General features: G+C 48.6%; 24 protein-coding genes and 2 tRNA genes. 4 read left to right on the top strand and 22 right to left on the bottom strand.

The features are described 5' to 3' along the window. Positions 1-11: 11 nt before the first annotated feature. The 4 genes from MJX74_RS16325 to MJX74_RS16310 all read right to left on the bottom strand — a co-directional run bounded on the left by MJX74_RS16325 (position 12) and on the right by MJX74_RS16310 (position 2,877). Positions 12-830, bottom strand: a complete 819-nt coding sequence (locus tag MJX74_RS16325; RefSeq protein WP_068238054.1) for a LytR/AlgR family response regulator transcription factor — start codon at positions 828-830, stop codon at positions 12-14. After that, a complete protein-coding gene (locus tag MJX74_RS16320; RefSeq protein ID WP_240224054.1) occupies positions 823-1,905 on the bottom strand; it encodes a sensor histidine kinase in 1,083 nt (360 codons plus the stop codon). The genes MJX74_RS16325 and MJX74_RS16320 overlap by 8 nt, the downstream gene beginning before the upstream one ends. Positions 1,906-2,017: 112 nt before the next feature. Next, entirely contained in the window at positions 2,018-2,416 is a 399-nt protein-coding gene (locus MJX74_RS16315) for an acyl-CoA thioesterase (protein WP_068238060.1), read from the bottom strand. 110 nt (positions 2,417-2,526) lie between these two features. After that, positions 2,527-2,877 carry an HIT domain-containing protein gene (locus tag MJX74_RS16310; protein ID WP_068238102.1) on the bottom strand — a complete coding sequence of 117 codons (351 nt, stop codon included), beginning with the start codon at positions 2,875-2,877 and terminating at the stop codon, positions 2,527-2,529. 102 nt (positions 2,878-2,979) lie between these two features. On the opposite strand from MJX74_RS16310, the gene MJX74_RS16305 reads away from it, so the two are divergent. Next, a complete protein-coding gene (locus tag MJX74_RS16305) occupies positions 2,980-4,752 on the top strand; it encodes a M61 family metallopeptidase (protein WP_240224052.1) in 1,773 nt (590 codons plus the stop codon). Between the two features lie 9 nt (positions 4,753-4,761). Here MJX74_RS16305 and MJX74_RS16300 read toward each other — a convergent pair whose 3' ends face one another. The 3 genes from MJX74_RS16300 to MJX74_RS16290 form a co-directional block, all read right to left on the bottom strand. Then, positions 4,762-5,574, bottom strand: a complete 813-nt coding sequence (locus MJX74_RS16300; RefSeq protein WP_240224051.1) for a M23 family metallopeptidase — start codon at positions 5,572-5,574, stop codon at positions 4,762-4,764. Next, entirely contained in the window at positions 5,537-6,394 is an 858-nt protein-coding gene (locus MJX74_RS16295; protein ID WP_240224050.1) for a 6-carboxytetrahydropterin synthase, read from the bottom strand. The genes MJX74_RS16300 and MJX74_RS16295 overlap by 38 nt, the downstream gene beginning before the upstream one ends. A gap of 83 nt (positions 6,395-6,477) precedes the next feature. After that, a complete protein-coding gene (locus tag MJX74_RS16290; RefSeq protein WP_068238070.1) occupies positions 6,478-6,735 on the bottom strand; it encodes a hypothetical protein in 258 nt (85 codons plus the stop codon). Between the two features lie 145 nt (positions 6,736-6,880). Between MJX74_RS16290 and fabA the strand changes: the two genes are divergently transcribed. Next, positions 6,881-7,393, top strand: coding sequence for a bifunctional 3-hydroxydecanoyl-ACP dehydratase/trans-2-decenoyl-ACP isomerase (gene fabA / locus MJX74_RS16285; RefSeq protein WP_068238076.1), 513 nt, complete (start codon positions 6,881-6,883; stop codon positions 7,391-7,393). A gap of 80 nt (positions 7,394-7,473) precedes the next feature. Here fabA and rmf read toward each other — a convergent pair whose 3' ends face one another. The 5 genes from rmf to rlmKL form a co-directional block, all read right to left on the bottom strand. Continuing rightward, positions 7,474-7,656, bottom strand: coding sequence for a ribosome modulation factor (rmf, locus tag MJX74_RS16280; RefSeq protein WP_068238104.1), 183 nt, complete (start codon positions 7,654-7,656; stop codon positions 7,474-7,476). A gap of 267 nt (positions 7,657-7,923) precedes the next feature. Further along, positions 7,924-9,672, bottom strand: coding sequence for a DUF3466 family protein (locus tag MJX74_RS16275; RefSeq protein WP_240224048.1), 1,749 nt, complete (start codon positions 9,670-9,672; stop codon positions 7,924-7,926). Positions 9,673-9,699: 27 nt separating this feature from the next. Next, positions 9,700-11,601 (bottom strand): ATP-binding cassette ATPase Uup, encoded by a 1,902-nt coding sequence (gene uup / locus MJX74_RS16270; protein ID WP_240224047.1) that lies wholly within the window; start codon positions 11,599-11,601, stop codon positions 9,700-9,702. Continuing rightward, positions 11,601-11,846, bottom strand: coding sequence for a glutaredoxin family protein (locus MJX74_RS16265; protein WP_240224046.1), 246 nt, complete (start codon positions 11,844-11,846; stop codon positions 11,601-11,603). Before MJX74_RS16265 ends, uup begins: the two co-directional genes overlap by 1 nt. A 4-nt stretch (positions 11,847-11,850) precedes the next feature. Continuing rightward, positions 11,851-13,965, bottom strand: a complete 2,115-nt coding sequence (rlmKL, locus tag MJX74_RS16260) for a bifunctional 23S rRNA (guanine(2069)-N(7))-methyltransferase RlmK/23S rRNA (guanine(2445)-N(2))-methyltransferase RlmL (RefSeq protein ID WP_240224044.1) — start codon at positions 13,963-13,965, stop codon at positions 11,851-11,853. 205 nt (positions 13,966-14,170) lie between these two features. Between rlmKL and MJX74_RS16255 the strand changes: the two genes are divergently transcribed. Beyond that, positions 14,171-14,247, top strand: a tRNA-Met gene (locus tag MJX74_RS16255). Positions 14,248-14,300: 53 nt separating this feature from the next. After that, positions 14,301-14,377, top strand: a tRNA-Met gene (locus MJX74_RS16250). 288 nt (positions 14,378-14,665) lie between these two features. Here MJX74_RS16250 and MJX74_RS16245 read toward each other — a convergent pair. The 10 genes from MJX74_RS16245 to MJX74_RS16200 all read right to left on the bottom strand — a co-directional run bounded on the left by MJX74_RS16245 (position 14,666) and on the right by MJX74_RS16200 (position 22,341). Beyond that, on the bottom strand, positions 14,666-15,160 hold the full coding sequence (locus tag MJX74_RS16245; RefSeq protein WP_240224043.1) for a GNAT family N-acetyltransferase: 495 nt from the start codon (positions 15,158-15,160) through the stop codon (positions 14,666-14,668). Then, positions 15,157-15,423, bottom strand: a complete 267-nt coding sequence (locus MJX74_RS16240) for a type II toxin-antitoxin system TacA family antitoxin (RefSeq protein ID WP_240224042.1) — start codon at positions 15,421-15,423, stop codon at positions 15,157-15,159. The genes MJX74_RS16245 and MJX74_RS16240 overlap by 4 nt, the downstream gene beginning before the upstream one ends. A 108-nt stretch (positions 15,424-15,531) precedes the next feature. Further along, positions 15,532-17,067 carry a complex I subunit 5 family protein gene (locus MJX74_RS16235; protein ID WP_240224041.1) on the bottom strand — a complete coding sequence of 512 codons (1,536 nt, stop codon included), beginning with the start codon at positions 17,065-17,067 and terminating at the stop codon, positions 15,532-15,534. Then, complete coding sequence (locus MJX74_RS16230; protein ID WP_240224039.1) at positions 17,060-18,568, bottom strand: complex I subunit 5 family protein; 1,509 nt, start codon at positions 18,566-18,568, stop codon at positions 17,060-17,062. Before MJX74_RS16230 ends, MJX74_RS16235 begins: the two co-directional genes overlap by 8 nt. Beyond that, positions 18,565-19,983: a complex I subunit 5 family protein gene (locus tag MJX74_RS16225; protein ID WP_240224037.1), complete on the bottom strand. Its 1,419-nt coding sequence runs from the start codon at positions 19,981-19,983 to the stop codon at positions 18,565-18,567. The genes MJX74_RS16230 and MJX74_RS16225 overlap by 4 nt, the downstream gene beginning before the upstream one ends. Beyond that, positions 19,980-20,318 carry an NADH-quinone oxidoreductase subunit K gene (locus tag MJX74_RS16220; protein ID WP_240224035.1) on the bottom strand — a complete coding sequence of 113 codons (339 nt, stop codon included), beginning with the start codon at positions 20,316-20,318 and terminating at the stop codon, positions 19,980-19,982. Before MJX74_RS16220 ends, MJX74_RS16225 begins: the two co-directional genes overlap by 4 nt. Further along, positions 20,315-21,250, bottom strand: coding sequence for a hydrogenase subunit MbhD domain-containing protein (locus tag MJX74_RS16215; protein ID WP_240224033.1), 936 nt, complete (start codon positions 21,248-21,250; stop codon positions 20,315-20,317). The genes MJX74_RS16220 and MJX74_RS16215 overlap by 4 nt, the downstream gene beginning before the upstream one ends. Continuing rightward, positions 21,247-21,558, bottom strand: a complete 312-nt coding sequence (locus MJX74_RS16210) for a cation:proton antiporter (protein ID WP_240224032.1) — start codon at positions 21,556-21,558, stop codon at positions 21,247-21,249. Before MJX74_RS16210 ends, MJX74_RS16215 begins: the two co-directional genes overlap by 4 nt. Beyond that, a complete protein-coding gene (locus MJX74_RS16205; protein WP_240224031.1) occupies positions 21,551-21,832 on the bottom strand; it encodes an MrpF/PhaF family protein in 282 nt (93 codons plus the stop codon). Before MJX74_RS16205 ends, MJX74_RS16210 begins: the two co-directional genes overlap by 8 nt. After that, a complete protein-coding gene (locus MJX74_RS16200; RefSeq protein ID WP_240224029.1) occupies positions 21,829-22,341 on the bottom strand; it encodes a Na+/H+ antiporter subunit E in 513 nt (170 codons plus the stop codon). The genes MJX74_RS16205 and MJX74_RS16200 overlap by 4 nt, the downstream gene beginning before the upstream one ends. Positions 22,342-22,351: the final 10 nt, after the last annotated feature.

The following is a 22,351-nucleotide window of genomic DNA, read 5'->3' as shown; positions in this document are numbered from 1 at the left end:
TAAACAGCGAATTACTGATTAAACACCTGTTTTACGCGGTCTTTATAGCTGCGGCTTACTTTGACGGCCTGGCCATTGGTCAGCATTAACTGGTGCTCACCATTGGCGAGCATTTGTAATTTGGCAATAGTATGTACGTTGACGATAGCAGATCGATGTACCCGGACAAACAGCTTGGGATCCAGCTCCTGCTCTAACTCTTTCATCGTCCGGCGCAAAATATGTGTTTGGCCATCACGGGTATGGATACACATATAATCGCCGGCAGCATCAACCCATTCAATAGCGGCTACCGGTACCCGGGTAATTTCGCCGCTGTCTTTAATGCTGATAGCATCCGGGAAACGGTCATTTACCACTGGCTGGGCGTTATCCAGTCGCTGCAGTATATTACCGGTGTCATCTCCGGTGAGTTTTGCTACCGCTTCAGCCAGTTGGCCTTTGTGTTTTTGCGTGTCTTGTGCCTGATATATTTTCAGTACTTTTTCTACAGCCTGTTTTAAACGCTCTGGTTCAACCGGCTTTAAAACATAGTCCAGCGCACTGACTTCAAACGCACTATATGCATAATGGTCATAAGCTGTAACAAATACGATATAAGGTAAAGCCGCCTTTTGCGCCTGCAATTGCTTAAGCACCGCAAAACCATCCATACCAGGCATTTCAACGTCAAGAAAGACCAGATCGGGTGTTAACTGGCTAATACTGTCGATGGCCTGCTGGCCATTGGTGCATTCAGCGATAACTTCCAACTCAGGGAACTCGCGTAAGCGCACCATCATTCCCTTGCGGGCTAAAGGTTCATCATCAACTACTATTACCTTAAGCATGTTCCTGTTCCGTTTTTTCTAGTTGTAATGGAATTCTGATATTTACTTTTAAGCCCTGTGGCTGATTATGCGTTAAAACCAGGGCAAAGTTATTGTCGTACAGTGCCGATAACCGCTCTTTGGTATTAACCAGCCCAACGCCACTGTCACTGCTCTTTGGCAAACCATTGGTAATGGTCATGCCGGGCCCGTTGTCAGCCACTTCGAGCAACAGATCATGGCCAAACTTTTTCGCCGTAATCGCTATTTCACCGCCATTAATCTGGCTTGCTACCGCATACTTAATAGCATTTTCAATTAATGGCTGCAAAATTAAACTTGGTACCAGTGCTTTTTCTGTTCCTGGCTCAAGGTCGAATATAACAGACAAACGCTCAGAGAAGCGCACCTTTTCAATCTCAAGGTATAAACGGGCAGCATATACCTCTTGCTCCAGCGGTACCTTGTTAATAGGATCTTTGTACAATGAATAGCGCAAAAAGTCACTAAGCCTGGTCACCATTTTATTGGCGGTATCAGCTTCATTAATTAATACCAGTGTTGAAATAGCATTAAGGGTATTAAACAAAAAATGTGGGTTAAGCTGATACCGCAGCATTTTCAGCTGTGCCTCATGCGCCTTGTTGGTTGCTGTAAGCGATTTTTGTTTCTCTTGCTGCAATGTTTGATAGTACTTAATACCAAAATACAAACCGCTCCAGCTTAACATGACATAAAACGCCACTGGGGTATCACGGATATACTTTAGCCAATCGTCTGGCCGCGCACCATGGCGGTATATTTCCCAGTAATTAAAGTTACGCACAGCAGTCCATATTGCTGCAACAAAAAATGCCAGCAGCAGTACGGTTATAATCATTTTCCAGGGCGTCCAGTGCCAGGCGCGCTGATATGCGTAACGCAGCGGAATGGTAATCAACCAGCCGATATAAGAGTCCAGCGCCACAATAATCAGGTATGCGTCGCGCGTTTCCTGGATCAGAGAGCCAAGATAATTGACTATGGCAAAACCCAACCAGCCTAATGTATGCAAGATCCAAAACTGGCGGGTACGATCTTCAAATAACTTATACAAAACAATAACCCGCAGGCCAATAAGGTAATTGCCCGATTATAACTAAATAGCAGCCAAAAGCCCTGTTAACTGGCCGTGTTTGCATATGTATTAATCGCATTAGCCTGATATTTTAACCCAATACCGGTGTCGGTTTTCTGTCTGGCCCCAGTGCCACAAAGGTAAAATTGCCTGAAATCGCTTTATGTTGATCATCGTTGTACATATGCTCAACAAAAATATCGACATGCACACGAATACTGGTACGGCCGACATGTTCAACTCTGGCGACCAGTTCAATAATAGTGCCAGCAGGAATAGATTCTTTAAAATCAACCCGATCAGAGCTAACGGTAACCAGAGGCTTGCGGCAAAACCGCGTGGCGGCGATAAAGGCTGCTTCGTCCATCCAGGCCAGCGCTTCGCCGCCAAATAAGGTGTTATGGTGATTAGTGCGGCCGGGAAATACCGTTTTGGTGACCCGTGTTACCGCATGCTCCATCCGTTTGGCAATTAACGCTTCGTTACTCATAGCAATACTCAGTTATAGCAGTGAAAGACGCGGCGATTCTATAAGAGCCGCATCTAATTGCAACAGTATCGCACACAAATAGGTATCCGAGGGGCTGATGACAGGTTTAGTTACCGGCTTAGCATCGGGCCAAGCGCCCTGCCGCCAACCAGGTGCAAGTGAATATGGTAAACTTCCTGCCCGCCATGTGCATTGCAGTTCATAATCAGCCGGTAACCTTTATCTGCGATACCGTACTCGGCAGCCAGTTTACGCGCCACGGTAAACAGCCGGCCAAGCGCGGCTTCATGTTTGGGCTCAACATCATTAACGGTTGGAATAAGCTGATTTGGCACCAATAAAATATGCACCGGCGCCCGTGGGCGGATGTCACGAAAGGCAGTAACTAAGTCATCCTGATACAAAATATCAGCCTGAGCCTCGCGACGGATAATTTTACTGAATACTGTTTCTGTTGCCATATCATTTTCCTTGTTCGGTTTTAGCGGCATAATAACCAGCTTAATACGGGACAACGCTGCAGGCAAAGGGTAAACCCTTTACCTGCAAGAAAGAGTAACGCTATGAAATCTGTGATGTACCAGCTTGATATAACTGATGTCAGTGCACACCTGATATCGGTAACGCTCAGTTTTACCCCGCAGTCATCAGTACATGAGCTGATATTGCCTGCCTGGATCCCCGGCAGCTACATGATCCGTGATTTTGCCAGAAACATTGTTGCGATAAGTGCCAGTGACAAATCTGGCGCACTCGCGCTGCAACAGCTGGATAAGCAGCGCTGGCAATTACAGTGTAACAATACCCCGGTAATAGTTAGCTATCAGTTATATGCTTATGATTTATCAGTGCGGGCCGCTTATATTGACGATGAAGTAGCCGTGTTAAACCCGGCCAGCCTGTGTTTAAGTGTCAGCGGGCTGGAAACTCTGCCACATCAGGTCAATGTTAGCAAACCTCAGTCACGCGTTACTGAGTGCTGGCGGGTTGCAACCGGTTTAACCCGCAGCCAATGCACTGACTTTCTTGGCTTTGGTCAATACAGTGCAGCAAATTATCAGATGTTAATTGATAGCCCTATCTTGCTGGGTAAATTTACCTTTAACGAGTTTATTATTGATGGCATCAGTCATTATCTGGTGGTTACCGGCGACAACCTGACTGATCTTAGCCGATTTACCCATGATTTAACGCGAATTTGCCAGCAGCAGGTAAAAGTGTTTGGCAGCTTACCGGCTGATTTAACCAGCTACTGGTTTTTGCTGTGGGTAACAGAAGATGGCTATGGTGGGTTGGAACATCTGAACTCTACTTTGCTATTGTGCAGCCGTTTTGACTTACCAGCACCTGAACAAACTCAGGTAGATGAAAACTATCAGAATCTATTGGCACTATGCAGCCATGAATACTTTCATACCTGGTGGGTTAAGCGCTTAAAGCCCGCTGTATTTCAGCAGTACCAGCTAACCGCCGAGCAGTACACCAACCAGCTTTGGCTATATGAGGGTTTTACTTCTTACTATGATGATTTAGCGCTGGCACGTGCCGGCCTGATTGACAGTAAAACCTACATCAAAACGCTGGAAAAAACCATTTCCAGAGTTACACGTAACCCAAGCGATGACCGCCAAAGCCTTGTAGATAGCAGCTTTACCGCCTGGACTAAGTTTTATAAACAGGATGAAAACGCGGTAAATTCGGTTGTAAGTTATTACGCCAAAGGCGCTTTACTGGCGTTGTGTCTGGATGCCAGCTTGCGCCGGCAAAATAGCAACCTTGATGAAATAGTCCGTCAGTTATGGCAACGTTATATGTTATCAGGCACACCGGATAATGCGTTGCAAGAGGTACTTACCGCACTTGGTTTTACTGAGCTTGCCACACAAAGTGACAAATGGCTGACACAAACTGCGGCATTGCCACTGGCAGAATTACTGCCAGCTCTTGGCATAACATTAACGCTTAGGCCAATGCAACATGCTGATGATTTCGGCGGTGAAACCGGTGCTGAGAATTTACCCTTTATTGGCGTTCAAACTAAACAGGTAAATGGCTTGCTGCAATTAACACAGGTTTACCATGGTGGCAGTGCGCATCAGTCAGGTTTAATGGCCGGTGATCAATTACTGGCGCTGGATGGCCGCAAAATCACTGCCAGCAGTTTTCCTCAGCTGCTAAAGCGGGCAATTAAAGATAAGGCTTTATTACTGCACTATTATCGCAAAGACCGCTTACTGCAAAGCCAGCTAACGTTAACTACAGCAAGCCAACAGGTCGCCATATTGACGATTGCTGAGCAGCCAAAGTGTGATTACTGGCTGCAATCAGTTCAGTAGTGATATGGCTTAGTTGAGCACCAAACCTGGCAGCAGCGCCGGATCAAGTCGTACCTGTTGCCAGTTAATACGCCAATCCAGATGCGGGCCTGTTACCCTTCCTGTCGCACCTACTTCAGCAATTTTCTGCCCCTGCGCAATCTCATCGCCAACAGCAACATCAAACCGGCTTAGATGCATAAAGGTAGAGCTGATACCAAAACCATGATCAATAATTAGTGTTAAGCCGGAATAGTATAAATCTTCAGCTAACAGTACTTTGCCACTTAACGGCGCGACGACAGGGGCTCCAACCGGAGCTGCTACATCAAGGCCATAGTGTGGGTTACGTGGCTCGCCATTAAATACACGCTGGCTGCCATAAACACCGGAAATACGCCCTTGGGCAGGCATGATGGGGGTATCGAAGATAAATGGCAGGCCAGATACTGTTTTGCGAACTGTCCGTACCTGCTGGTTGTCACGACGGATACGTTCGGTTACCTCGGCTGGTGGTGTAACATATTTTTGTGCTACACCATTAACATGCTGAATATCATACTGACGTGCAGTAAAGGTTAACGGCTTTATGTGCTCTTCACCATTCAGTTGCACTTTAAGCTGATGCTTTAGCGGTGCATCCCGGCCGACACCAAACACAAAACGACCATCGCTGCTTAATGGCAGTTCAATGTCATTAAAAAATACTTTACTGCCAGGTAGCACCTTGCCCCGTAGCAAACTGCCCTGGGTCAGCTGCCCTTCTAACTCTAACGCTGGTTCAGCAAATAACGTGCAGCTAACGCTAGCTAACAGCAATAGCGCCTTTACCCACCCCTTCATAAGCCACTACCTTATATTGTTTCGTGCTATCCAGTTGTTTTAATTCTGCGACGATATAGTCTGCCAGACACTCTACTGTGGTATCACAGGGTATAATTTCACAATGGGTTTTCGGCATTGTCAGTTCAAACCACCCCTGCGCAGCCTGATAGCGGAAGCTATAGTCATCTGCAGCGGCAGTAAGATGTTGTAAAACGTCAGCGCTGCATAAATCTTCAGCAGAGCCCAGATAAATATCCTGCCAGCGCTCACACCAGTATTTGTTTAAGCGAGGCGTTAACATACCGTCAGTGTATATTTGAATAGTTGAGCGATGACCATGGGCAATACGCTGGCAATTACCGTCATGCTTCTTTAAGCCATGGCTGTAGTGGTAATAAAAACTGTTGCTGACTTCCGGCCTTAAAGTGAAAATCAGCTGTTGCACATTATCTGGCAGCAAAGGTGTAATTTGCTGCTGCAAAAATGCGGTGATACTGTGCTCATTAATTTCATCACTGGCAACCGCCACAATGGCCTGTGCTGGTGCCGCCATACTGATGCGACCCCGTGCTGATTGAAAGGTTAATCGCTGTAAATCAGCACAGCTATCAATAGTCAGTGCCTCAGATAAGGCCGGTACGGCCAGTTTATGATCCACTAGCTGATCTATAGCTTGCTTGATCACTTTTTTGACTTTGGCAAAATCCAACACCATCGAGGTTTGATCCAGACCGCCGTGCAGCTCTACGTCAACAATATAGCTTTCACCCACCATACCCCGCTTGGCGCACAGGTAAGAAAAATCAATAACGGTTAGATCCCGTACAAACAAAATCATTAAAAGCTCTCTGGTTACTCAGGCATATTCTGGCGGCATTATAACGCTGAACGCACGTCAGCAACACCTGTAGCGCGGGGAAATCATCGCTTATGCTCGGTTAACCAGCTGTTTAAAATACCCACCTGACCACATTTATGTGCGGCATACATCAGCCGGATAGCATTACTGAGTAAAACACTGTCGCTCCATTCCGTTTTTTTCTGGATCTCTTCATAGCAACTTAGCGCCTCAGGTGTTAAATAACCGCGCAACTCCTTTTTACCCGATTGCTTTTGCCGTTCACGATACCGCAGTTGCTTTTCTGCATTGGTCAGCGCTTTTCCACTCGAATTTGTCATGATGTCACTCTTTGGCAATAACACTGTCATACACTCAACCCATTAACTGATTGATGCGTAAAATTAAGACTTAATACAAATCGGACTTGTTTGGCGTACAAGTGTTCGCTAAAGTGGCCCGGTATTTTCACTGGATTAAACATACATGACTAAGAATAGCTTTACAAAAGAAGATTTGATTGCCTGTGGCAATGGTGAACTGTTTGGCGAAGGCAACAGCCAGTTGCCCTCGGACAATATGCTGATGATGGACCGTATTATCCATATTTCCGAAGAAGGTGGTCTGTATGGTAAAGGCCAGATCATTGCTGAATTGGATATTACGCCAGACTTATGGTTCTTTGCCTGTCACTTTAAAGGCGATCCGGTAATGCCAGGCTGTCTGGGTCTTGATGCCATGTGGCAGCTAGTTGGCTTCTTTTTAGGCTGGTGCGGCGGCCCGGGTAAAGGCAGAGCCCTGGGTGTGGGCGAAGTAAAATTTACCGGCCAGATACTGCCTACAGCCAAAAAAGTGACTTATACCATAAATATGAAACGAGTTATCAAGCGTAAGCTTTTTATGGGTATTGGGGATGGTGTCGTTAGTGTAGATGGTCGTGACATTTATGCTGCAACCGATCTGAAAGTTGGTCTGTTTCAGGACACATCCAGTTTTTAATTTTCACTGAGATGAAATGGTAAAAGCCCCGCAAGTTATCCTGACGGGGCTTTTTTAATGCTTGAGCTTACTGGGAAAAATTACTGACCTTTATTAAACAGCCCAACATTGCGATCTTCGATGGCCTCGCGCCAGCCTCCTAACCATTGTGAGCGCGTATCTAAACCTTGATAAGGGCAAATTTCTTTAGACCGTCCGGTTACACCGGCGCGATAACCTTGAGCATGAGCACGTTCCAGACGATCACGTTTTTGTCTTTTCATACGGCAGTCTTCCTCAACTTTATTTGATAAAAATAACCGCATAAGAATTTGCGATTACCCTTTAATTGATAGTCGACAGCGATAAAAGGTTCAATCTGAAATGAATAGATTAAAATATTGACAAGGGCTAACAGACTGAACTTCTTTAAGATTTGATGACAGTTTTATTTATATCAAATTACACTAAGCATCCTGCTTTTATAACTATAAAGCTGCAGCAGCTTTACAGGCATTAAAAAAGCTGCCGAAGCAGCTTTTTTATTAACATTACGCTTTACGCCGGCGCCACCAGACTAGCGCTGCGCTTAACGTTAACCAACCAAAACCAGCGGCTCCGCCTTTACGCTCATATTCTGTCTCTTCTGATGAGCAATCTTCTGGCTCACCATTGGCAACCGGCTGCAATTTAATTGTAACCGCCAGCTCTTCCTGTACAGGGTTGCCTTGCGCATCAACTACGACTTCTCCCAGCAAGTCTTTACGCTCTTTCATTGTCAGCGCTGTTGCCAGAATGTCGCCATTGTTATTGATATCGGCTGCATCAACCACAGTGTAAGGCGAGTCACAGCCAGTTAAGGTATTTAAATCAATAAAACTGTCAGCAGCTATATCATACATAAAGCCATGGTATCTTCTGGTTGTGGTGCCGCCAAGAATAACCTCCGCTTGCCCTACTACCTGATTACTGTCATTAATGGCTCGTGGCAATGTGGTTGAACTGGAGAAAAAGCCATCGACAAAGCGGGTTTCGCCTGAGCTATAGTCGTGGTAAAACATCTTGTTGCGTGCAGAGCTGTTGATTGATTTTTGGCCATAACCCACAATAATGTTGTTATTATTAATGGCCACAGCATCACTAATAGACCACTCAAGCGGGTCAACCAACGGTAATACCTGATCTTCAACATATAAACTGGCATGCTGGGCCCGGACAATCCGATCCACAACCTGATTACCCACCCTTACCCGCTCCATACGATCTGAGTCACTGTATAATGAACGACCAACCGCAACACCGTTGTCATTTACATCGTTAGCAACGCTAAAATAAGTTATGGCATTGGCACCTTCACCATCGAAAGCAGTCCCGGTATTTTTATCCCCTAAAAAGCCTAATATCTCAGGCGCCGCGACACTGCCATCTGCCTGTATCTGCCACACCATACCGCGTTGCTGGTAACTACCAGCTACAGCTCTGTTGTGCAAACACAATGCTACCGGAGAGGTTGCTCCGGTACATGAATCTTCAATTAATTCCTTGGTAGCATCCGACATACCGCTGCTGCCAAAACCAGCTATTAAACCATTATTACTAATAGCTCGAGCAACGGTATAACCACCACCCAGTTCCTGGTATGGAGCCGCAATCGTTCTGACCTGCCCTTCCTGCACTACAGCACCCAGTTGATATGATGCCTCTGGAACCCATAATTCAACTGTTTCCGGATCTGACTCGTCGTCTGTAACATCGGGAGTATAACTTTGTAGAGTAAAAGTTGTAGTTGCCACACCTACTGCCACTCCGGCGTTATTAACGTCGTACAGGTATTCACTATTACCACGAGTAGGTTCGGCACTATCCCGCAGCAGTATGTTTTGTGGCAATAAGCTACCGGTTTTCAGATAGTTAATCGCATTACCTATAGGTTGGCCCGCAAAATTAACATTTAACAGAATATTCAAAATAGCATTGTCGATATTCCCATTGGTGACATCAGCTAACTGTTCATCAGTAAAGAAGGCTTGAACAGTTTCATCTTCAAAATCAATCGCATCTAAATTAATGGGGAAATTAAAATACTGATAATCGTAGGTTGGTAAACCCGAAGCATTCGTACCTGTTTGCAAGCGAATCGCGCCATTAAATACCGCATCTCCGCTATCATTTATAGCTGAAGCGTAAGTTGACTTTACTTCGCTTACTTCACCAATCTCAACGACGTTATAAACGGCCGCTTGTACAGAACACAGACTTAACAGCGGCAATATCGCCAGACTGATGCGTGATAACTTCATTCGGAGCCCCTAAATATACTTCAATTCTTATGCGTCTAATTCTTCCCAGCGTGCATACGCTTGCGCCAGCTTCGACTCGATCTGCTGCAGTTGGTTCAACGTGGTTTGCGTTTGCTCTGCACTTTGTTTAAAAAACTCGGCGTCATTTACTTTCTGTTGTAACGCCTCAAGCTCTGCTTCAAGCTGTTCCAACAAGGCTGGCAGTTGTTCCAGTTCACGTTGCTCTTTGTATGATAACTTCTTAGCACTGCTAACAGAAGCCTGCGGTGGTATTTCTTCTGTTACGCTCTGTGATGGTTTTGTCACTTTTTGTGTTGTTACAGCAGGCGTTTGCATACGTTGCTGGTAAGCAATAACGTCGTCATAGCCACCGGCAATTTCAATAATACGCCCCTCACCGGCAAACAGCAGTGAGCTGGTAACGGTATTGTTAACAAATTCCCGGTCGTGGCTTACCAACAATACGGTGCCTTGATATTGCTGCAGAATATCTTCAAGCAGCTCCAGCGTTTCTACGTCTAAATCGTTAGTCGGTTCGTCGAGGATCAGCAGGTTACTTGGTCTGGCAAACAGTTTTGCCAGCAATAAACGGTTTTTCTCACCGCCTGATAAGGCTTTAACCGGAGTTCGGGCCCGTGCTGGTGGGAATAAAAAGTCCTGCAGGTAGCTAAGCACATGACGGCTTTTACCGTTTTGGGTAATCTCCTGTTTACCCTCAGATACGTTGTCCTGCACTGTAGCTTCTAAATCCAGCGCGATACGATGTTGATCAAAATACGCCACTTCAATATTGGTGCCGCGTTTAATCTCACCACTGTCGTGTTTATAGTCACCCAGCAACAGCTTAATCAGGGTTGATTTACCGACACCGTTTGGCCCAACCAAGGCGATACGATCACCGCGCATTACCAATAAATCAAGTTTGTCGATAACGGTTTTGCCATTAAAGCCACAGCTTATGGCTTTGGTTTCAAATACCAGCTTGCCGGAGCGATCGGCCTGCTCGATATTAAAATCGACCTTGCCTAAGGTTTCTACCCGCTCTGCCCGCTCACGACGCAGTGCTTTAAGTGCCCTTACGCGGCCTTCGTTACGGGTACGCCGTGCTTTAATGCCCTGGCGGATCCATACTTCTTCTTCGGCCAGCTTTTTATCAAACAGCGCATTGTGCTGCTGCTCATCTTCGAGCATTTTTTGTTTGCGATCCAGGTATTCCTGATAATTGCCCGGGTGTGATGTTAACAAACCACGGTCCAGATCAATAATGCGGGTAGCCAGGGCACGGATGAAGGCGCGGTCGTGCGAGATAAAAATGATCGCGCCGGAGAAATTTAGTAAAAACTGCTCCAGCCACTGGATAGCGGCAACATCCAAATGGTTAGTTGGCTCATCCAGTAACAAAATATCCGGTCTGGCGGCCAAAGCCCGTGCCAGAGCCGCTTTACGCAACCAGCCACCGGATAACGTCGCTAAACTAGCATCCGGGTTCATTTCAAACTGCTGGCATAAATCAGCAACACGGGATTCCAGCCCCCAGCCGTCGCGGGTATCCATTTCGCTTTGTAATTTCTCAAACAACCGATAGTCGGCATCTGAAGCGCCGTCTAAGTTTTCTGACAGAGTATAAAACTGCTGCGCTATTTGGGCTAAATCACCGGCACCTTCGCGGATAAAGTCGGCAATTTTTACATCCATTTTGGCCGGCGGGTCTTGCTCTAAGCGGCTTAGTACCACACCGGTATTCACCACTATCTGGCCATCATCCAGATTTTGCTGTCCGGTCAGCAATTTTAGCATTGACGATTTGCCAGCGCCGTTGCGCCCTACCAGACATACGCGCTCGCCGCTGAATAAGCTAAAGTCTACATGATCCAATATCGGGTTAGTGCCAAAGGCTAAACACGCCTGCTGAAAACGTAATAATTCCACTACTGTACATCCTTAAGCCATGTTGCCAGCTGGTCCGCATCGAAGGGCCAGCATAATTCGTTATCACCCCGGCGTAGCACCGGGATCATCAACCGGTAGCGCGCAAAAGCCTGTTCATCATCAACAATATCGGTAACCTGAAACCGGCCCGCAAGGCCAGCTTGTAGTAATAACTGCTCAGCTTCATCACACAGATGACAGCCCCAGGTACTGTATAAGGTTAAGGCCGGCTGCACGCTATTCATACTATTAGCGCGTCAACTCAAAACAAACGTGAATATTCGGGTTACGCTTATAATCTTCCGGCAAGGTGGCGGCGGAAATATCTTTAACCTGCCAGCCGGTATCGTTAAGAGCCTGGGTATCAATTTTAAAGCGGCGCTTATTGTTAGAGAAAATTACTTTGCCGCCCGGTGCCAAGCGTGGCGTCAGCATGTTTAACAAATTAACGTGATCGCGCTGCACATCCCAACTGTCCTGCATCCGTTTCGAGTTAGAAAAGGTTGGCGGGTCAACAAAAATTAAATCGAACTGAGCACGGCAGCGGCTTAGCCATTGTAAGCAATCTGCTTGCTCAAACTGATATTGCTTACCGGTTAAACCGTTAACGGTAAAGTTACGCTTAGCCCAGTCCAGATAGGTATTTGACATATCTACCGTAGTAACACTGGCGGCACCGCCAATAGCAGCATGCACAGAAGCACTGCCGGTATAGGCAAACAGGTTTAATACAGTTTTACCTTTGGCCTGCTGCTGGATCATCCGCCGGGTAATGCGATGATCTAAAAACAAACCGGTATCAAGATAATCACGCAGGTTAACTAAAAACTTAGCGCCGTACTCGCTGACTTCTTTATACTGGCCGGCTTTATTTAACGCCTGATACTGTGAAGTGCCCTTTTGCTTTTCGCGTACCTTTAAAATCATTTTATCGGAGCTGATGCCCAATACCTGCGGTACCTGGTTTACCACATCGAATAAGCGTTTTTGCGATACCTGCTCATCAACCGTCGCTGGCGCGGCATATTCATGCACTACCACTTCACCGTCGTACCAATCTACCGCCACGTTATATTCCGGAATATCGGCATCATATAAACGGTAGCAGCTAAGGCCCTCTTTCTTTGCCCACTTTTGCAACTGCTTTAGATTCTTCGCCAATCGGTTACCAAAAGAGCTGCTTTCACTGTAAAACAGCGCCGGCGCATCAGAGCTTACCGCCACTTGTTTTTCGGTTAAATCAAACAGAGTGAAATCACAATCCAGCGGGCCGTTAGTAAATTTATAGCTTTTGCTTTTAGATAAGCGCAGCGCCCGCAGTAAATCGGTGTTTGAGGTAATAATGGCTAAACGCCAGCCCTGATAGTGCTGCTTTAACGCTAAGGAAAACTTACTGTACAGCGGTATTAATGAGGGTAAATCGCCCAAACGCTCGCCATAAGGCGGGTTGGTAACAATAACACCCGCCACATTGGTTACCGGCGCTTTTAACGCTGTTGCATCGGCATAATCAAACTGCACATAAGCGGCAACACCGGCACGGGCGGCATTTTGCTTCGCTTTGGCCAAATTGCGCTCATCAAAGTCCGAGCCCCAAAACTGTACCGTCGGCACTATACTGCGTTCAGCCGCTTTTGCTTCTTGCTTTAATTGCTGCCAAATAGCATCGCGATGGCCCGGCCAGCCTTCGAAAGCAAACTTTTCGCGGCTTAAACCCGGCGCTTTATTCAAGGCAATTAATGCAGCTTCAAGCACTATAGTGCCGCTGCCACAAAACGGGTCAAATAAAGGTTGTTCTACCTGCCAGCCGGAGCGCTTTAACAACGCCGCGGCTAAATGCTCTTTTAATGGTGCTTCACCCTGGCCGGCGCGATAACCGCGCTGGTGTAACGACGGGCCGGAAAAGTCCTGTAAAAAGTGGAAATGAGCTTTATCTAACCGCACCTGAAAGCGGACATCGGGATCCATGCGGTCAACATCCGGGCGGTGGCCGGTTTCTTCGCGGAACTGATCAACAATGGCGTCTTTTAACCGGATAGCACCAAACTGGGTGTTGTCGATTTTCGGGTGCTTGCCCACACAGTCTACCGCCAGTGTATTACGTAGTGACATTTGCTGTGGCCAGTCAATTTTCTGCGCAATCTGATAAATATCACTGTCGGCCGTAACCGGCTCAGACTGTATTAAACGCAAAATACGGGTAGCCAGGCGCGACCATAAACATAATTGATACCCGGTACGCAGTTCTGCTTTAAAGCGCACCACGCCCATGGTCACTTTCAACACTTCGCCACCCTGCTGGCGAATTTCATCCGCCAACAGCTCTTCTACCCCTTTAGACGTTAACGCCCAGAATTCCAGCATGCTACCCAAACCCCTAACAAAAATGGCCGTCAGTATAGCAGAATGTCGCATTTATCCGTTTGAGTTTTTGTAAAAGCACTAAATTGCCGCTTAAAACAGCGCTTTGTTTAACAAAGCAGCAGTTAAGCAACGTCTTTAAAATAAAAGCAGATAAAGGCTTGCATGGCTTTGTTAAAAACACTAAGATGCGCCCCGCAATGACGGACGCGGGATGGAGCAGCCTGGTAGCTCGTCGGGCTCATAACCCGAAGGTCGTCGGTTCAAATCCGGCTCCCGCAACCAACTTTCATTGCAAATTAAATAGTTATCTCTACTGCTCGGGGATAATTCACGGACGCGGGATGGAGCAGCCTGGTAGCTCGTCGGGCTCATAACCCGAAGGTCGTCGGTTCAAATCCGGCTCCCGCAACCAACATCTTAACCAGCCAAGTGCTGGTTTTTTTGTGCCTGTTATTCGCCGTCGGGCTCCTCTTTATAACCACGGGGCCGAAGGTCACAAATCCGGCTCCCGCAACCAACTTAAAAGCCTACTTTAACGTAGGTTTTTTTGTGCCCGAAATTCAACAACCCGAAGGTCGTCGGTTCGCTCTTCATAAAGAACAGGGCTCCCGTAACCAACATCTAAGCCTACTTTAATGTAGTTTTTTTTGTGCCAAAAATTCAATATCCCAAAGGTCGTTGGTTTTCTTTTTACAACACATTAAGGTTTTGCGCTGGTTAAACGCAGCATCAACACCAAAGGATTTACAGGCGACTGCTGAAAACCATAATACTGATAAAATTGCTTTGCCGGTTCATTCAGTGCATGCACCAATAAGGCCCTGACACCAGTGTTGTGCGATACGTTTACCGCACGCTGCAAAGCGTCCTGTAACAACCCCGCTCCTACCTTCATGCCCTGAGCACGGGTGTCGACCGCTAAACGAGCCAATACTAACACCGGCATCGGGTCTGGCATGTTTCGCCGTACGTTCGCACTAGCCGCCTGCAACGCCACCGCTCCTGCCGCCAGCGCATAATAACCCAGCACAGTATTTTGCCTGTCGGTAACAACAAAAGTGCGGCTAGCACCACGTAACTGATTTGTCATCGCCCGCCGCTTTAGCCAGTTGTCTAATTCCGCCTCGCCGCAACTAAAGCTATCAAGCAGATGGTTTGCTTTTAGCGGCTGCGGTGCAACAAGCTCAATACTCATGCTTTATGCCACGGCGCCTGCACTGCCAGCAAACGTTCCAGACCAGCATTGTGTTGCGGCTGCGCATCAAGTAAGGCGACAAAGTCGTTAAACTTGCTCTGGTCCAGGGCAAAATGCAACTGATCTAACATCACGCTTTGCGCCCGCTCACAGGCAGCTTCTAACATAAAGTCAGAGCGGTTTTTGCCCAGCACTTTAGCGGCCTGATCAATAAGATCACGCTGCTCCGGTAAGGCACGTAAATTAATGGCGGCGTCACGCATAATAAAACCCTATATGTAAATACAATAGCTATACAGATCCTAGGCCTGCGTGTAGCTATTGTCAACACGAGCTTCTAATTGCTACTGAATGTAACTGTAGCAACTAGTCTACACAGCGCTAAATATCAACGCTACAAACATCAGACAACATAGCAGCGCTGTGGTGGCTACCACCAGCAGTTGTAACATGCGGTTTAGCCGCCGCTCCAGCGGGCGCAGGCTAAACGCAGGCCACTGCCGTTGCTGCTGGCTAACCGGTTGGTATAACCGCTTTAACCTTAACGAGTAGTAAAGTACCGCGGCATTACGGTTGTACCAGTATGCCGGTAACTGCCAGCCAAGTTTATACCACAGCCACCGCAGCAGCAGTGCCAGCAGTAATGGCCATATCAACCCGGCGTATTGGGCCAGTGTTGGCCAAGCCAGTTGCCACTGTTGCACCATAAACCACGGCAGCAGCCAAAGCGCGCTGACTAATAGCGTAAGGAATGCCCAGCGCCCGGCACTATTAACAGCAGAAGCTTTAGCTGTATGGTTGCTTTGCTTGTTATTAGGTGCACGTAGCTGTGCTGCCAAATGCAATAACAGTAACGCCGTAAGCACAGCGCCCATGGTTAATAACTGGCTAAGTGCACCGCCATTTAACCAGGCAGGTAAATTGGCCGCTGCCAATTGGGTTTTCAGGCCGGTTTTTACCAGAGCACCACTGCTTAGCGGTAGTGCCATCATAGATAGTGCAGCCAACCAAAACAACGCCTGGCGCCATATGCGCCCTGCCGCTTCACCTGCCATACCGGCATATAAAAACAAACTACCTTTTGCCATGCCGTGGTGTACTACATAGGCCAGCAATACCGGCAATGCTGCTACGCCGGTTAAACTCAAAAGCGCAAACAACAGCAATAAATAACCCATTTGACTAACAGAGGAATACGCCAGAATGACTTTCGGCTGCGTGTACAGTAAGCCTGCTAATATGCCATAAAAGGCCGAGATCAGGCCAATAACTAGTAGCAATGGCGCCCACTGCTGCATTAACGTATCAGTAGCGGGTAAAAACATCAGCATGCCGAGCAGGCCGGCTTTAATCATTACGCCGGATAACAGTGCACTGGCCGGTGCCGGTGCTACCGGGTGAGCTTGTGGCAACCACCAGTGCAATGGCCAAAAGCCAGCTTTTAAACCCAGCCCCAGCAGTAACAACGTTAATGTTAATGGCTCCAGCGGCACAGTTTGCCAGCTGTGCCAGTCAAACCGCCCGTCAGCAGCCGATGCCCGCAGTATTAAGCCACTAAAAAGTAGAATTTCGCCCAGCACCGCCAATTGCAGGTAAAGTCGGCCTGCGCGTCTGGCTTTAGCGGTATTGCTGTGGATCACCAGGCCATAGGCCGATAAACTCAGCAAACTAAAACCCAGATAAAAACTCACCGCGTCCAGCGCAGCTATCAATAGCATATTGCCAGCAAAACACAGCACAAAAAACAGCCAATAGCGCACGGCGCGCGGGTCATGCCGCTGCGACAACAGGCTAAACCCGCCAAACAGCAACCATAACAGTAAACTGAAATACCACCAGGGTCGGGTAAACTCATCACCTAAGCCCAAAGCGGCACCAGGCCACAGCCAGTTGCTAAGGTCAATCATGGCGAAACTCCCGTTCAACAATCAACTGTGCCCAGCTTAGCGGGCTCAGTTCAGTGCCGGCAAACACGCCCATTAACACCAGCAGTATGGCGGTAAAAATGACGGGAAATAATAACATCCAGTGCGTTTCAAACCGGTTGGATAAGCGTTGCTCTGCCGGCCATGGCCCGCTTTGCGGTAAAAACCACATGCGATATATCACAGGTAAAAAATACGCTGCATTCATCAAACCTGACAGCGCGAATACCAGAATAAGCCAGGGTTGCTCCACCTCGGCTGCGCCTAACCCTAAATACCACTTGCTGATAAACCCTGCAGTGGGCGGTACGCCTATCATACCTAAGGCTCCCAGCGTAAAGGCCATGGCTGTTATTGGCATGCGCCGCCCTACACCATTTAGTTCACGGATTTTATGAATGCCCAGCGTTTCGGCAAAGTTACCGGCACAAAAGAACAACGTAATTTTCATCACCCCCTGATGCACCAGGTGCACCAGGCCGCCAACTGCTGCCAATGGCCCCAGCATCGCCACGCCCAGCGTAATGTAAGATACCTGACTGATAGTCGAATAGGCCAACCGCCGCTTGATGTCCTGCTGCGCCAGCGCGCGCCAGGAGCCATACAAAATAGTCGCTGCCGCCAGCAGCATTAACGGCTGCGCCAACTGCAGTGCATACATGCTCTCTACGCCGAAAACATCGTACACCAGGCGGATAATGCCAAAAGCACCGGCTTTCACTACGGCCACAGCATGCAATAAGGCGCTGACCGGCGCCGGTGCTACCATCGCCTGCGGCAGCCAGCCATGTAATGGTAGTAAGGCCGCTTTAACCCCCAAACCGGTGATCATTAGCGCAAAAGCCAGCATTAACAGCCCTTCATTGCCGCTTAACACTGCTGCCACATAGCCGCCGGGCGTAAATAAAGGGCTTTGCACCAGCGAATGCAGCAGCGCCACACCCAGCATTAAAATCACACCGCCGCTGAGGGTGTAAGCCAGGTATTTGCGCCCGGCTGCCAGTGACTCTGCCGTGCCGCGATGCACCACCAGCGGAAAAGTCGCCAGCGTTAACAGCTCATAAAACAACAGGAAAGTAACCAGATTACCGGCCAGCGCCAGGCCGACCGTAGCACTGACACAGAGGCTGAAGTAGCCAAAAAAGCGTGAGCGCAGCGGGGAATGTTCAAGGTAGCCGATGGCATAAATGGTAGTGGCTAACCACAATACCGACGATAACACGACAAACAGCAACGATAAGGCATCGCCCTGCAGCACCAAATCGGCACCGGGTAAAAACGGCAGACTAAAATAAAACTGCTGGCCAGCTTTTACTGCCTGCCACATTAACAGTACTAATACCAACTTTATACTGACGCCCAACAGGTTCAGGCTGATACGCAGCTTTACCTGAGTTTCTTTCAGCGTAAAAATAATCAGCCCCGGTAATAATGAGCTGAGAATAATGGCCAGCGGTAAATATTGCTGCCAAAACGGGCTCATAAGCCCTCCTGCTTTAACAGCCGCAACAGTGGCTCGCTGTATAACGTCATGGCCCATACGGCCAGTGCCGGTAGTAAAGCCAGCCACTGCGGTACTATATGCGGCGCAAAGTCCGGCTTCACCGGTTTTGCACGGTCAAATGCCAGCGCTACCACTCGAAAAACATAAGCGGCCGACAGTAAGGTCACCACTACTATTGCCAGCAGATAAAGCAGTTGATCGCCTTGTAACCACAGCCCTTGCAGTAACGCCCATTTGGCCAGAAAGCCGCCACTGGGTGGCAAACCGATTAAACTGCCACCGGCCACGGCAAAGGCAAACATCGCCAGTGGCATAGTTTGGCTGGCACCTTTTAATGTGTTTAACCGCTTCCCACCTAAGGTTGCTGTCATCTCACCTATCGCCAGAAAACAGGCGGCTTTGGCCAGCGCATGTGCCAGGACAAATAACCACAGTGCTGCAGCAAATAGCGGCTGATTAAACTGCAGTAGTAACCCTAACGCCAGCGTGGCATAACCCAGTTGCGCGACAGTGGAATACGCCACCATGTTTTTGGCCAACGGCGTACGCAGCGCCGCAATGCCGCCCAGCAGCAAGGCCGCCAGACCACAGAAGCTAAACAGCGGTGCCATTGCCTGAGCCTGAGTAGTGGCAGCCAGTTGTAACCATAACAGACAAAGAATAAATAACGGGCCTTTTACTACCAAAGCGGATAACAGCGCACTTACCGGGGCCGGTGCTGCCGCATGTGCCGCAGGTAACCAGGCGTGCAGTGGCCACAGCGCTGCTTTTAGCATTAAACCCAGAGTCATCAAAACCAGTGCCGCGCTACTGAGTAAATTGGCTTGCCACTGCAGCGCCAAAGCACTGATATCCAGCACTCCATAAGCGCCATAAAGCATTGCTACACCCAGCAAATAACACAGCGAACCGAATAGAGATAACAACAGATAATTCAGCGCCGGTTTAATCGCTTTATCACCCGATAAGCTAACCAGCGCTACAGCTGCTATGCCAAGTAACTCCAGACACACATAGAGGTTAAACAAGTCACGCGATAACCATAACGCGGTTAAACCCAGTTGCAGCAGGCTGCTAAGCGGCCAAAAACCGGCGCCCAGCTTATCGCGCCGGTAAGTTGCAACGGCATATAACGCCACCAGCAACTGCAACACCGTGGTCAGTAAAATAAGTAAGCTGCTTAAGCTGTTAGCTTCAAGGCTGATAGCTAACCCCGAGGGCCAGCCTGCTAGTAATATCTGCAGGCTACCCTGCTCACTAACCCGCGACACTAACTGCAGCGCCACCAGGCTGCAGACAGCAGCTGTGAGCAGTGTCAGTAACGGCGCAACTTTTGGCCAAAGCAGCATCAGTAAGGCGCCCAGTAACGGCAGCACCAATAGCAATACCATCATGGTTGATGCTCCGGGGATGCCTGGGTTTGCTTTAGCCGGCCCAATAATGCCAACGCAAAAGCTGTTGCACTCACCGCCACTACCAGCCCGGTTAAGATCAGCGCATGTAATACCGGATCCGGCGATGCTCTGGCCTGGCCATTTGCAAGCCCGCGATACGCCAGCACAACCATTAGCATAAAAATGCCGGCACTTATAATATTCAGCGCCAAAATACGCCGCAGTGTTTGCGGCCCGACAATAAAACCATAAACACCTATAGCAAACAGGCAAGCTGCTGTGGCGATATACAGTAGCAGTTGCGGGCTAAGCTCTGTCATGCTGAGCTCTGTCATACGCTCTCCGTGCGGTTATGCTGCGGAGCAGGCTCACCCACCACTAACAATGTTAGTGTCGAGGCTATAGCCAAAGTGGCAAAAACTTCGATCAGCAAAATAATGCCGCCGGCGAGCAGTGGCGGCCAGCTAAGCCAGACTGCATCAACATTAGCTGGCGTAAGCCACAGTGCCAGCAAAGCCACCAGCACAAATACAGCAATCCCGGCTACCACCAACAGCCTTACCCAAAAGTTGCACCAGCTTAACCAGTTAAGTTGTTGATTAAGCCGCAGCACCACAGCGCCGGCAGCCAGCAATACACCGGCCTGAAAAGCACCACCTGGTTGGCTGGCCCCTGCCCATAGCAGATAACCGGCCAATAAGATCACCATAGGCGCCAGTAACCGGCTCCAGCTAAGGCCAAGCGACCAACTGGTTGCTGATTTTTCTGCTGGGGCTACCGGCAAAGCACCTAATAGTGCCAGCAACAATACCACTAATTCCAGTAAGGTATCCCAGCTACGAAAGTTCAGCAGTACTGCTGTAACCGGGTGACTGACACCACTGTTGATAAGCTCAGCCTGCGCTACAGCAACCAGCGGGCTGGCAACAGACGGTAACTGTAGTAAAGCCGCCAGAATGCCACCGAGCATCAACACCACAAATGTTGCAGGCCATAGTCGCTGCGGCCAACTTAGTGCAGCAGCGGTAATATCCAATTGCTGCCTTGCCAGCGCTGAGAAACACAACGCCCCCGTCAGCCCGGCACCAATGGCTGCTTCGGCCAGGGCTAAGTCAGGTGCGGCCAAGCGGGCCCAAGCCAACGCCATCATCAGACCAAAGGCGATATACAACATTACCGCATTGACTAACTGACGGCTTAACATACTGGCCAGAGCTAACGCTAACAACAGCAAGCACAATGCTGTATCAAAGAGCAGTAAACTCATGCTTTATCCTGCTGTGTTTTGGCAAAACGGGCTAACAATTGGCAGGATACAGAGCCCGAAGCCATTACCAATAACCAGATCAGCAACAGCAACAGGTTTTGCCACAGATCACCGTAAAACATCAGCCCGGCAACGATTGAGCCCAAGCCTAACGAGTCCGCTTTAGTAACCGCATGCAAACGACTGAAGCTATCGGGAAAACGCAGCATGCCAATACTGCCGGCAATAAAGAAAAATAAGCCCACCAGTAACAACAGGCTACTGAGTAAAATACTTAAAGCAGACAACTGCTCAGCACTATTAGTCATGCTTATCCTCTGAAGTTTGCGGTGACACTATTTTTTGCTGCATTAAACGCTGAACCAGTGCAACGGGGGCGGCTGCCGCCAATACCGCCAGCACCAGTGCCACATCACGCAGTGCACTTTGGCCCAACGCTTGAGCCAATACCAAACACAGCGCTACGCCAGTGGTGCCGAATAATTGCACTGACAATAAACGGTCTAACAAGGTAGGGCCTTTAATCACCCGCCACAGCCCCAATAACACGGTACACAGCAAGGCAACAGCTAACATCATCATAGTGTGCTTCCCTGCCTTTGCTCATTGCACAACAGTTTTACCAGCTGTTGTTCCAATGCAGCTACACCACTGCGCCAGTCGGCATCGCCATCCAGCACATGCAACAGCAAAACATCCGGCTGGCCAGTTTCAATATTTACCGCACAGGTTCCGGGTAACAGGCTCACCATACTGGCCAGTAAACGCTGGCTGGCGGGTTGGGTCATGCTTACGTCATAACGTTGCCATTGTGGCGCCCACTTTTTTCCTGGTGCCAGCGCCCGCCAGGCAACATCCCATGCCCCCAGTACTAACTGCCTGCAAAAAAACAGCAAAAAACCCGGCACGGCTTTAAACCGAACCGGCGGCAGGCTTAATTTATCCCAATAGCACCAAAGCAGTAGCAGTAAACACAGAGGCAGAAAAAACCACCAGCCCCGCCCCCCGGTCAGCGCCGCCCAGCATAGCGAAAACGCTGCGCCAAGCGCAGCGTAACGGATAAAAACTGCCCCCTGAGTGGGCATTGCCATAGCAACTCCT

Origin of the sequence: Rheinheimera hassiensis, from assembly GCF_022436675.1 — a bacterium.
Lineage (GTDB): Bacteria > Pseudomonadota > Gammaproteobacteria > Enterobacterales > Alteromonadaceae > Alishewanella > Alishewanella hassiensis.
The sequence above is the reverse complement of the archived record's forward strand: the minus strand, read 5'-3'. Positions and strand labels throughout refer to the sequence as shown.